At 74.1% G+C, this 11,516-nt stretch carries 8 protein-coding genes; 7 read left to right on the top strand and 1 reads right to left on the bottom strand.

Features of this window, described 5'->3' with window-relative positions:
- Window positions 1–7: 7 nt before the first annotated feature.
- On the bottom strand, window positions 8–1,684 hold the full coding sequence (locus ACFVFH_RS17320) for a glycosyltransferase family 2 protein (RefSeq protein ID WP_383768920.1): 1,677 nt from the start codon (window positions 1,682–1,684) through the stop codon (window positions 8–10).
- A 333-nt stretch (window positions 1,685–2,017) separates the two neighbouring features.
- Between ACFVFH_RS17320 and ACFVFH_RS17325 the strand changes: the two genes are divergently transcribed.
- The 7 genes from ACFVFH_RS17325 to ACFVFH_RS17355 all read left to right on the top strand — a co-directional run bounded on the left by ACFVFH_RS17325 (window position 2,018) and on the right by ACFVFH_RS17355 (window position 11,401).
- Complete coding sequence (locus tag ACFVFH_RS17325; RefSeq protein WP_383768923.1) at window positions 2,018–2,641, top strand: GNAT family N-acetyltransferase; 624 nt, start codon at window positions 2,018–2,020, stop codon at window positions 2,639–2,641.
- Between the two features lie 112 nt (window positions 2,642–2,753).
- Window positions 2,754–3,551 (top strand): hypothetical protein, encoded by a 798-nt coding sequence (locus ACFVFH_RS17330; protein ID WP_383768926.1) that lies wholly within the window; start codon window positions 2,754–2,756, stop codon window positions 3,549–3,551.
- Between the two features lie 14 nt (window positions 3,552–3,565).
- Window positions 3,566–5,707 carry a bifunctional serine/threonine-protein kinase/ABC transporter substrate-binding protein gene (locus tag ACFVFH_RS17335; protein WP_383768930.1) on the top strand — a complete coding sequence of 714 codons (2,142 nt, stop codon included), beginning with the start codon at window positions 3,566–3,568 and terminating at the stop codon, window positions 5,705–5,707.
- Between the two features lie 6 nt (window positions 5,708–5,713).
- Window positions 5,714–7,828 carry a bifunctional serine/threonine-protein kinase/ABC transporter substrate-binding protein gene (locus ACFVFH_RS17340; RefSeq protein ID WP_383768933.1) on the top strand — a complete coding sequence of 705 codons (2,115 nt, stop codon included), beginning with the start codon at window positions 5,714–5,716 and terminating at the stop codon, window positions 7,826–7,828.
- A gap of 265 nt (window positions 7,829–8,093) precedes the next feature.
- Window positions 8,094–9,122 carry an L-threonine 3-dehydrogenase gene (gene tdh / locus ACFVFH_RS17345; protein ID WP_383768936.1) on the top strand — a complete coding sequence of 343 codons (1,029 nt, stop codon included), beginning with the start codon at window positions 8,094–8,096 and terminating at the stop codon, window positions 9,120–9,122.
- 38 nt (window positions 9,123–9,160) lie between these two features.
- Window positions 9,161–10,354 (top strand): glycine C-acetyltransferase, encoded by a 1,194-nt coding sequence (locus ACFVFH_RS17350; RefSeq protein WP_383768940.1) that lies wholly within the window; start codon window positions 9,161–9,163, stop codon window positions 10,352–10,354.
- Between the two features lie 114 nt (window positions 10,355–10,468).
- A complete protein-coding gene (locus ACFVFH_RS17355; protein ID WP_383768942.1) occupies window positions 10,469–11,401 on the top strand; it encodes a LysR family transcriptional regulator in 933 nt (310 codons plus the stop codon).
- Window positions 11,402–11,516: the final 115 nt, after the last annotated feature.

An 11,516-nucleotide genomic window follows, 5' to 3' on the forward strand; every position in this document is an offset into this window, starting at 1 on the left:
GGGCCTTTCAACTCAGCCAGGGCAGCATCGGGTTGACCCAACCGGATGCGAGCAGGGCGGTGAGCAGGAGCAGTGTGGTGGCGGCCAGCGCTTCGGGCCAGCGGCGGGGCAGCAGGCGGGGCGCCGGTGGCCGTACGCGCCGCGCGGTCCGGGACGCCGGGGCGGCGGGGCGCAGTTCGGCCCACAGATCGCGGATCAGGGGAAGGTTGATCTGGCACTGGACCAGCAGATAGAGGGCCAGGCCCCAGTTGGGCACCCAGCCGTTGCGGGCCACCGCCAGGGCGAGTCCGGCGGCGGCCGCCCCGGTGGAGCAGCAGAGCCAGAGCAGGGAGACGGTCACGACCCGGCGGGCCATGCCGCCCTTCGCCGCGCCGCCGGCCCCGGTGGGCACCCAGGCCGCGCTGCGGCCGCGCAGGGTGTGCAGAAAGGCGGCCCCGGCGGCCACACTGGTCAGGACGTTGGCCCGGATCACCTCCACCCGCCAGCGGGTCCGGCTGATCCGCGGCAGCAGCACGTGCCAGAGCCAGAGCGGGGCGAGCAGCGGCAGCACGTGCCAGGGGCGGACGTCGTCCGGATACCGGAACAGCATCACCAGCGGGGGCAGCGGGGCGGCGAAGGTGTTCACCGCCGTCGTCAGATAGCCGACGATGCCCTCGTAGAAGCAGAGCCGCATCCGCCAGGGGGCGCCCATGCGTCCGAGGACGGGCGTCCCCATCAGATGGAGATTGCCCATCGCCCAGCGGTACTGCTGGTTGACGAAGGACGCCAGATTGTCCGGTGAGGTGCCCTTGGCCACCAGGACCGGAACGTACAGGGTGCGGAAGCCCCGCTCGTGGAGGGCGAGGCCGGTGAACAGGTCCTCGCTGTGGTCGAGCCTGGCGAAGCCGTCGGCCAGGTCGATCGCGCTGCGGCGGTAGACCGCGTTGCTGCCGCAGCAGATGGCGGCGTCGCTCGCGTCCCGGGACGGCTGGATCCAGCGGAAGAACCACTCCTGGGCCGAGCCCGCGGCGCGCTGGATCCAGCTCATCGACTCGTCGGTGTCGAAGCACTGCGGACTCTGCACGATGCCGACCCCCGGATCGGCGAGATACGGCACCAGATGGCGCAGGAAGTCGGGCCTGGGCGCGAAGTCGGCGTCCAGGACGGCGATGTACTCCGCGCTGCTCAGGGTGAGCGCGTGGTTGAGATTGCCCGCCTTCTTGAGATGGCCCCGGTCGGGCCGGACGACGTACCGGTAGCCGTACGAGGCGGCCAGCGCGGCGACCTCGGGGCTCGCGGCGTCGTCCAGCACCCAGACGGTCAGCGCCCCGGGCCAGTCGACCGCCGAGACCGCGCGGTAGGCGTTGTCCAGCACGGCGATCGGCTCGCCGCACGTGGGTAAGTAGAGGTCGACGGAGGGGAGTTCGGGGGGATCCCAGGCATGGACCAGCACCTCGTGCGAGCGTCTGGTCAGCCGTCGCTGGCGCAGGCTGTTGACCGAGGAGAGCGCGAGGGCGACCACATTGAGGGCCAGCACCGCGAGAAAGGCCCACAGGGCCGGGGTGCGCAGGGCGAAGGTCAGCATGGTCGCCGCGGTGAGCACGAAGGCGAACGAGGAACTGATCAGCACCCAGCGGCGCTGCGGGCCGAAGTACCAGTAGAGCTCGGAGTCGGAAGGCGGCTGAGGAAGGTGATGGATCGTCATAAGACCTCTATGGCCGGGAATGTGGCGGCATCGGGTGACCCCCACCCTACCGTCAAAGGTATAGACCATTTGCGAAGGGCGCGTTAAAAGGGAGTGAGCAACGGGGGCTGGGCGGGGTGGCGGCGGCGAGGGCGGATCGAGGTGTCCGTGAGTGGTCCAGACCTATTCGATCGCTGTGTCCGTGTCGTGCGGGAATCACAGGCGCACGCGGGGGTGAACAGTCGTCCAACTCCCGTGCCGCGCCACCGCCTCGGCGGGCCCGCACCCGGCCACCCGCCGTGACCAGCGGTAATTCGCTGGCGAGGGCCCTGGCGGCCCGGTACGAATGGGGCCATGAGCACAGCCATGACCCCGCAGCCCGCGCAGGACCCCGTCGGCCGAAGGACCTTCGTCCGCACCACACTCGACCTCGGTGATGTGGTGCTCCGGCCATGGGGCCAGGAGGACGCGGAGTCCGAGGAGGCACTGGACGGCCTGATGGCCGCCGCCGCGGATCCGCAGATCGCCCTCTGGAACCCGATCGCCGCGACCGACCGCGCCGGCGCCCTGGCCTGGGTGACGGCACGCGACGGGGCCTGGGACCGCGGCACGGGCGCCGCCTTCGCCATACGGGCGGCCGCCGACGGTGCCCTGCTGGGCACTGTCGCACTGCGCTGGGTCGACCGCGAGGACGGCCTTGCGATGATCGGGTACTGGGTGCTGCCCGCCGCCCGTGGGCGCGGCGTCGCCACCCGGGCGACCCGGGCGGTGACGAGCTGGGGCTTCACCACCGCCGACGCCCGCCGGATCGAGATAGCCCACGCGGCCGGGAACGAGGACTCCTGCCGGGTGGCCGACCGCTGCGGCTACCTCGCCGAGGGCACCCTGCGCGCCTCCCACCGCTACGGCGACGGGCGCTACCACGACGAGCACCTGCACGCCCGACTCGCCAACGACCCTGAAACCACAGTGTCCTGACGGTGTAACAGATCATCACGGGAACCGACCGCCCCCGTTCCGTACTCATAGGATCGACACGATTCCGGGAGAGACGGGACGGGGGCGGTCGATCGTGGCGCGCGGCGGAGCGATGCGCGGAGCACTCGGGCGCGGGGCGACGGTGCTGGTCCCGCTGCTGCTGGTGACGGCATGTTCCGGGGGCGGGGACACGGGCGCGGCGAAGGAGCGGCCGAGCGCCACCCCGGCCCACGGCACCGCCCCCGCGAAGACGCCCGACGCCGGGCCCCTCATCGACGCGGACCCCGCCCGGCTGCCCACCACCCGGAAAGCGGCCCTCGACCTCATCGGACGCGTCATCGCCCACCCCGACAGCTTCGGCCCCGGAGTCGTCGCGCGCCAGCCGTACGAGAGCGGCCCGGACACCTGGCCGGTCCTCGGGACGGACTGCGTCTGGCGGCAGGAGAAGCCCGCGAGCAGCGTCCTGGCCACCCTCACCCGCTCGTTCGAGATACCCGCGGGGCGGGGCCGGGGGCCCTTGCGGCTCGCCGCGATCGTGACCGTCCACCGCACGGACGACGGCGCACGGTGGGAGATGGCCGAATCCCTGGAGGAGACGATGCGCTGCCCCACGCAGCAGCTGCGGCAGGGCGAGTTCATCGGCGGGCTCGGCGCGGGCGCCCTGGCCCGCGGCGAGGCCAACCAGGTCAGCTCCGAGGACACGCTGATGGAGTCCGGCGAATACCGCAGCGACGAACTCGGCGGCCCCCACCCGTACTTCTGGGAGCAGGACCAGACCCTCCGGTTCACCGTGGCCGTGACCGCCAAGGCGTCCAAGGGATGGACGGCCGACGACCTCACCGAACTCGGCGTCCGGGCACAGAGCGCCATGCTGATACGGCTGGGCGAAGCCGTCGCGAAGAAGAGCTGAGGACGGGGACGGCGATGGAAGAGCTGCGGACCACCGACCCGTCGCGGATCGGCGGACACCGGCTGCTGGGGCGCCTCGGCGCCGGTGGCATGGGCGTGGTCTACCTCGGCAGGACCGACGAGGGGGCACTGGCCGCCGTCAAGGTGATCCTGCCCGAGCACGCCGGGGACGCCGACTTCCGGGTCCGCTTCCGCCGGGAGGCGGAGGCCGCCCGCCGGGTCGACAACCCCTGGGCGGTACGGGTCACCGCATCCGGGACGGAGGACGAACAGCCCTGGCTGGCCACCGCGTTCGTACCCGGACCCACGCTCTCCGAGACGGTCGCCCGGTGCGGCCCGCTGCCCGCGCGGAGCGTCCGCGTCCTCGGCCGCCTGCTGGCCCGCGCCCTGGCGTCGGTGCACGCCGCCGGGCTCGTCCACCGCGACGTCAAACCGGGCAACGTCCTGCTCGCCGCCGACGGGCCGAGGCTCATCGACTTCGGCGTCGCCCGGATCACCGACGCCACCGCGCTGACCGCGGCGGACCTCGTGGTGGGGACCCCCGGCTTCCTCGCCCCGGAACAGGCCGGCGGGGGCGCCGCCGCCGTGGGGCCCGCCGGTGACGTCTTCTCGCTGGGGTGCCTCCTGGCGTACGCCGCGACCGGCCGGCCCCCCTTCGGGAGCGGCGCCGTGGACGCCCTGCTCTACCGCACCGTCCACGGAGCACCGGATCTCGACGGGATCGACGACACCGGACTGCGCGCCCTGCTCGAAGCCCTGCTGGCCAAGGACCCGGCCGCCCGCCCCACCGCCGCCGAAACCGACGAGCGGATCACCGAGGACGCCCCGGACGGCTCGATCGAGTGGCTGCCCGAGAACGTCGTACGGCTGATCGCCGACCGGACCGCCGCACCCCTGGCCCTTCCCGGCATCGACGCCACGGTCGTGGACGACCCCGAGCCCCGCGCCCCCGCACCGGCCCGGCGCAAGCTGCTCCTCCTCGGGGGCGCCGGAGCCCTGGCCGCCGTGGGCGGTGGAGCCTTCGCCGTGGGCGAGTGGCTGCGCCGCGACGACGCCGCGGGCACCGGCGGGAGCACCACCCGGACCTGGACCATCGGGGTGCAGGCCGACCTCTCCGGGCCCCGGGGCGCGGACGGGCGGGCCCAGGAACGCGGGGTGCGGCTCGCGGTCGACCGGTTCAACTCCCGTACGGACAAGCCGTTCGCCCTGAAGGTGACGGCGCTCGACGACCGGGGCGAGGCCGCCGGGGCCGTGCGGGTCGCCGAGCGGTTCACCCGCGACCACGACGTGCTCGCCGTCGTCGGCCCGACCGACGACCCCGCCACCGGAGCCGTGCTCGAAGCCTACGACGAGGCGATGCTGCCCCTCGTCACCGTGTCGTCCCTGCAAGCCGCCTTCCCCGTGCGGTCCATGAGGTCCTTCTTCCAGGCGGCCCCCTCCGACGTCGCCCTGGCGTACCCGATCCGCGACAGGCTGGTGCTCCGGCCCGATGTGCGGCGCCTCGGGGTGCTCGTCGACCGGGCCGGCGGCCAGCAGGCGTATCTGACGGGCTACTACCTGAACCGGATCGTCGTCGACACCACCGACGGGACCACCTACCCGCGCGTGGTGCCCGTCGGCACCCGCGACCTGGCCCCGGTCGTCGCCGACCTGCTCGCGCACCGCAGCGACGCCTTCTTCCACGCCGGGGACCCGGCCGGGGCCGCCCGCGCCGCCCGGACCCTCGCCGCCACGTCCTACGGGGGACCACGCATGGCCATGCACACGGCCATGGGCCCCCGCTTCCTGAAGGACGCCGGGGACGCCGCCGAGGGCTGGGAGTTCGTCTCGCCCTGCATCGGCACGACGGCCCCCGCCGCACGAGAGTTCGCCGCGGCGCACCGGAAGAAGTACGGCGAGGCACCCGCCCGCTGGGCCGCCGAGGCGTACGACGCGGCCGGACTGGTCCTCGCCGCACTCACCGCCCTCGGCCGCCCGGACCGGCCGCCCGCGCGGTCCGCCCTGGTCGCGAAGATCGCCGCCTCCTCGTACCGAGGCGTCTCCCGCGACTACGCCTTCGACGAGAGCCACCGGCTCAAGGGCCAGGCCGCCCACGTCCACACGGTCCGCGGCGGCGCGTTCCACTACCTCGGCCCGGCACCCACGAGCGGGCACTGACCCGGAATGCGGCCGCTCACCCCGGACGACCCCCGGACCGTAGGCACCCACCGCGTCCTGGCGCGGCTCGGCGCGGGCGGCATGGGCGTCGTCTATCTGGCCCGCACCTCCGGCGGGCGGCTCGTGGCCGTGAAGGTCATCCGGGCCGAACACGCCGCCGACCCCGGCTTCCGGGCCCGTTTCCGGCGCGAGGCCGAGGCCGCCCGGCGGGTCGCCGGACCCTGGGTGGTGCCGGTGACGGACGCCGACACCGAGGCCCGCGAGCCGTGGCTCACCACCGCGTTCGAACCGGGCCCCTCGCTGGCCGAGGTCGTCACCGCCCAGGGGCCGCTCCCGGCCCGCACGGTCCGCGCGCTCGGGGCCCGGCTCGCCGACGCGCTCGACGCGGTGCACACCGCCGGGCTGGTCCACCGCGACGTGAAACCGGCGAACGTGCTCCTCGCGCTCGACGGGCCCCGGCTCATCGACTTCGGCATCGCACGCCACGAGGGCGCCACCGCCCTCACCGAGCCCGACGCGCTGATCGGCACCCCCGGCTACCTCGCCCCCGAACAGGCGTCCGGGGAGCGGGCCGGGCCCGCCTGCGACGTCTTCGCGCTGGGCTGCGTCCTCGCGTACTCGGCGACCGGCCGACGCCCGTTCGGGGACGGCGGGGCCGCGTCCGTGCTGTTCCGCACCGTGCACGAACCACCGGACCTGGACGCTCTGCCGCCCGCCCTGCTGCCGCTCGTCGAGGCGTGCCTGGCCAAGGACCCGGCCGAGCGGCCCTCGGTACGGGAGGTGGCGCGGTCCCTCGCCGAACCGCCCGGCGGGAAACCGGACGACTGGGCGCCGCCCGGCCTGTCCGCGCTGATCACCGCGCGCTCGGCCGCCGCCCTCGACGTCCCCGCCCCGGACCCGCGCACCCTCGTCGGGGAACCCGCCCCGCCCCCGCCCTCCCGGCGGAGCATGCTGACCGCCGGGGCTGCCTCCGTCCTGCTGGCGGGCGGCGCGGTGGCGGCCTGGGCGGCACGGCGTTCCGGCACCGGGGCGGCGGCAGTTCCCCGTACCGTGCCCACCCACACCATCGGCCTGCACGCCGACCTCACCGGACCGGGCCGGGCCACCGGACTCGCGCACCAGCGCGGCCTGCGGCTCGCGGTCGACGACCACAACGCCCGCGCCGACGCACCCTTCCGGCTCGCCCTGCGCACCGAGGACGACGCCGGGGACCCCGCCCGCGCCCTGCGCGCCGCCGACCGGCTGGCCGCCGACCCGAAGGTGCTGGCGGTCGTCGGCCCCACCGGGGACGTCGTCGCCGCGTCCGTCGTCGCGCGCTACGAGCGCACCGGCCTCGCCCAGGTCGTCGTCGCGGCCCGCTCCACCACCGCCGACGTCGTGGCCACGAAGACCCTCTGCGTGACCCGCCCCCTGGACGGCGTGCTGCCCATCGGCATCGCGCACTACGTGTTCCGGACCCGTCCGGCCGACCGGATCGCGGTCGTGGAGGACGGCGCCGACCCCGAAGGCGCCTGGGCCATCGCGAAGACCCTCCGGGAAACCCCGCCCGAGGACGCCGAGGTGACCGTGCACCCGGTCGCGGCGGGCACCGACGACTTCGGACCGGCGGCACGCGCGGCGGTCGCCGGGGGCGCCGACGCCGTCGTCCTCGCCGCGACGTCACCCGTACGGGGCGCCCGCTGCGCGGTGGCCCTGGCCGCCGCCGGATTCACCGGCAGCCGGGTGTCCGTCGGGCCCGTCCTCGCGCCCGCCTTCCTCGACGGCGCCGGAAAGGCCGCCGAGGGATGGGTGTTCGCCCAGGCGTACAGCGACCCGACGGCGGTCCCGGCCGCGAAGGCGTTCACCGCCGCGTACCGCAAGCGCTTCGGGGCCGCACCGGGCCGCTGGGCCGCCGAGGCGTACGACGCGGCCGGGCTGATCGCCGCGGCGGCCCGGTCCACCAGCGCCACCGGGGCCGAACGCGAAGGCATCGCCCAGCGCCTCTTCCGGACCACCCACCGGGGCATCACCCGGACCCTGTCCTTCCGGACCAGCCGGCAGGTGCGGTACGAGACCGGGATCTTCCTTTACCGGGTCGAGCACGGCCGGGCCCGCTTCCTGGGGCCCTACACCGAGGTCTGAGCCGGGCGCCCGGTGCCGCCGTACGGGGGAACCGCGCCCACGGCATGAAGCGGATCTTCGGGCGCGCTTAAGAAAACCTCGATGGACCTGTGGCGCGGGGTGCGGCAGATTTCTCCGTGACGGCCGAGGATGGTGCGCGGCAGCCGATCGACGCGCGCTGCCGATGTGTCCCGTCCCTCTCGATCCTCCCCGGGCCGCAGGCTTCCCCCTGGTATGCCCCCGGCCCGGGGTACTCAACGCCGCACCAGCACAGGGAGCCACCGCCGTGAAGGCACTCGTCAAGCAGAAGGCCGAGCCGGGACTCTGGCTGATGGACGTGCCGGAGCCGGAGATCGGCCCCACGGACGTACTGATCAAGGTCCTGCGCACCGGCATCTGCGGCACCGACCTGCACATCCGCAACTACGACGGCTGGGCCCAGCAGGCCGTCCGCACCCCGCTCGTCCTCGGACACGAGTTCGTCGGCGAGGTCGCCGAGACCGGCGCCGACGTCGTCGACATCGCCGTCGGCGACCTGGTCAGCGGCGAGGGCCACCTGGTGTGCGGCAAGTGCCGCAACTGCCTGGCCGGGCGCCGCCACCTGTGCCGCTCCACGGTCGGCCTCGGCGTCGGCCGGGACGGGGCGTTCGCCGAGTACGTCGCGCTGCCCGCCTCCAACGTCTGGGTGCACCGGACCCCCGTCGACCTCGACGTCGCCGCGATCTTCGACCCGTTCGGCAACGCCGTGCACACCGCGCTGTCGTTCCCGCTGGTCGGCGAGGACGTCCTGATCACCGGCGCCGGACCGATCGGCATCATGGCCGCGGCCGTCGCCAAGCACGCGGGCGCCCGCCACGTCGTCATCACCGACGTCAGCGAGGCCCGTCTCGAACTGGCCCGCAAGGTCGGCGTCAGCCTCGCCCTGAACGTCGGCGAGGAGACCATCACCGAAGGCCAGAAGCGCCTCGGACTGCGCGAGGGCTTCGACGTCGGCCTGGAGATGTCCGGCCGGCCCGAGGCGATGCGCGACATGATCGAGAACATGACGCACGGCGGCCGGATCGCCATGCTCGGACTGCCGTCCGAGGAGTTCGCCGTCGACTGGTCCCGCATCGTCACCTCGATGATCACCGTCAAGGGCATCTACGGCCGTGAGATGTTCGAGACCTGGTACGCCATGTCCGTACTGCTGGAGGGCGGCCTCGACCTCGCCCCCGTGATCACCGGCCGGTACGGCTACCGCGAATTCGAGGCGGCCTTCGACGACGCGGCGAGCGGCCGCGGCGGCAAGGTCATCCTCGACTGGACCTCCTGACCACCCGTATCCAGCTATCGAGCCGGGAGACACCCCTCATGTTCGACTCCGTACGCGACGACCTGCGCACCACCCTCGAAGAGATCGAGGCCGCCGGACTGCACAAGCCCGAGCGCGTCATCGGCACCCCGCAGTCCGCGTCGGTCGCCGTCACCGCGGGCGGCCGCCCCGGCGAGGTGCTCAACTTCTGCGCCAACAACTACCTGGGCCTCGCCGACCACCCCGAGGTGATCGCCGCCGCCCACGAGGCGCTGGACCGCTGGGGCTACGGGATGGCCTCGGTCCGCTTCATCTGCGGCACCCAGGAGGTCCACAAGGAGCTGGAGCAGCGGCTCTCCACGTTCCTCGGCCAGGAGGACACGATCCTCTACTCCTCCTGCTTCGACGCCAACGGCGGTGTCTTCGAGACCGTGCTGGGCCCGGAGGACGCCGTCATCTCCGACGCCCTCAACCACGCCTCCATCATCGACGGCATCCGCCTCTCCAAGGCCAAGCGGTTCCGCTACGCCAACCGCGACATGGACGACCTGGAGAAGCAGCTCAAGGAGGCCTCCGGCGCCCGGCGCAGGCTCGTCGTCACCGACGGCGTCTTCTCCATGGACGGATACGTCGCCCCGCTGCGCGAGATCTGCGACCTGGCCGAGCGCTACGACGCCATGGTCATGGTCGACGACTCGCACGCCGTCGGCTTCGTCGGCCCCGGCGGCCGGGGGACCCCCGAACTGCACGACGTGATGGACCGGGTCGACATCATCACCGGCACCCTCGGCAAGGCGCTCGGCGGCGCCTCCGGCGGCTATGTCGCCGCCCGCGCCGAGATCGTCGCGCTGCTGCGCCAGCGCTCCCGCCCGTACCTCTTCTCCAACTCCCTCGCCCCGGTCATCGCGGCGGCCTCGCTCAAGGTCCTCGACCTGCTGGAGGCCGCCGGCGACCTGCGCGAGCAGCTCAACGCCAACACCGCGCTCTTCCGCACCCGGATGACCGAGGAGGGCTTCGACATCCTGCCCGGCGACCACGCCATCGCCCCCGTCATGATCGGGGACGCGGCGAAGGCAGGCCGGATGGCGGAGCTCCTCCTGGAGCGCGGTGTGTACGTGATCGGGTTCTCCTACCCGGTCGTCCCGCAGGGTGCCGCCCGCATCCGCGTCCAGCTCTCCGCCGCGCACTCCACGGCGGACGTGAACCGGGCCGTGGACGCGTTCGTCGACGCGCGGGCCGCGCTGGACGCGTAGCACCCCGCTCCCGGGGACCCCGCCCACGCGGCGGCGGGGTCCCCTCCGTGACCTGGGACGAGCCCTCTCCGCGGCCGGGGCAGGTCTCCCCTGTGACCTGGGACAATGGGTCACATGATCGATTCACGGCGGCTGCGCATCCTCCGTGCGGTGGCCGACCACCGCACGGTGACGGCCGCGGCCGCCGCGCTCTACCTCACCCCCTCGGCCGTCTCCCAGCAGCTCGCCGCACTGGAGCAGGAGACCGGTCACCGGCTCGTGGAGCGGGGCGCGCGCGGTGCCCGGCTGACCCCGGCCGGGGAGATCCTGCTCACCCACACCAACGCGGTCCTGGCCCAGCTGGAGCGGGCCGAGGCGGAGCTCGCCGCCTACAGCGCCGGGGACGCGGGCACGGTCACCGTCGCCGCGTTCGCGACCGGCATCGGCCTGGTCCTGGCCCCCGCGATCGCCGCACTGACCCGCACCGCGCCCGGCATCCGGGTCCGCGTCCAGGACGCCGAGGGCGACGCGAGCGTGCCGATGGTGCTCGACCGGCAGGTCGACCTGGCGGTCGCCGTGGAGTACCGGGGCGCCCCGGGCGAGGACGACCGGCGCCTGACCCGGGTGCCGCTGTACTCCGAGCCGTTCGACGCGGTGCTGCCGGTCGGGCATCCGCTGGCCGACCGGGCCCAGGTGGCCATCGCCGAGCTGGAGAAGGACGCCTGGATCGGCCCGTACCCCGGCAACCCCTGCCACGACGTGGTGGTCCTGTCCTGCGAGTTCGCCGGTTTCCAGCCGAGACTGGAGCACTCCTCGGACGACTTCCGCGCGGTGGTCGCGCTGGCCGCGGCGGGCGTCGGGGTGGCGCTGGTGCCGCGCTCGGCGCTGCTGGGGATGGAGCTGACGGGGGTGGTGGTGCGGCCGGTGGAGGGCAACGCGCCGACCCGCCGGGTCTTCGCCGCCGTGCGCCAGGGAGCGGAGGGGCATCCGCTGATCGCCCCGGTGCTCGACGCGCTGACCGCGGCGGCGGCACGGGAGGGGGCGCTGCCCCTGCCCGCACCGCCGTGAGGCGTGCCCCGGCCGCTGTGCCGGGGTGGTGTGTTCAGGTCGGGTGTCCAGGGACGGGCCGGTTGTTGCCCGCGGCGCCGTGCCGCGGTGGTGCGCTCCGGATCGGCTCCCGAGG

The organism is Streptomyces sp. NPDC057697, assembly GCF_042799335.1.
In the GTDB taxonomy this organism is placed as follows: domain Bacteria; phylum Actinomycetota; class Actinomycetes; order Streptomycetales; family Streptomycetaceae; genus Streptomyces.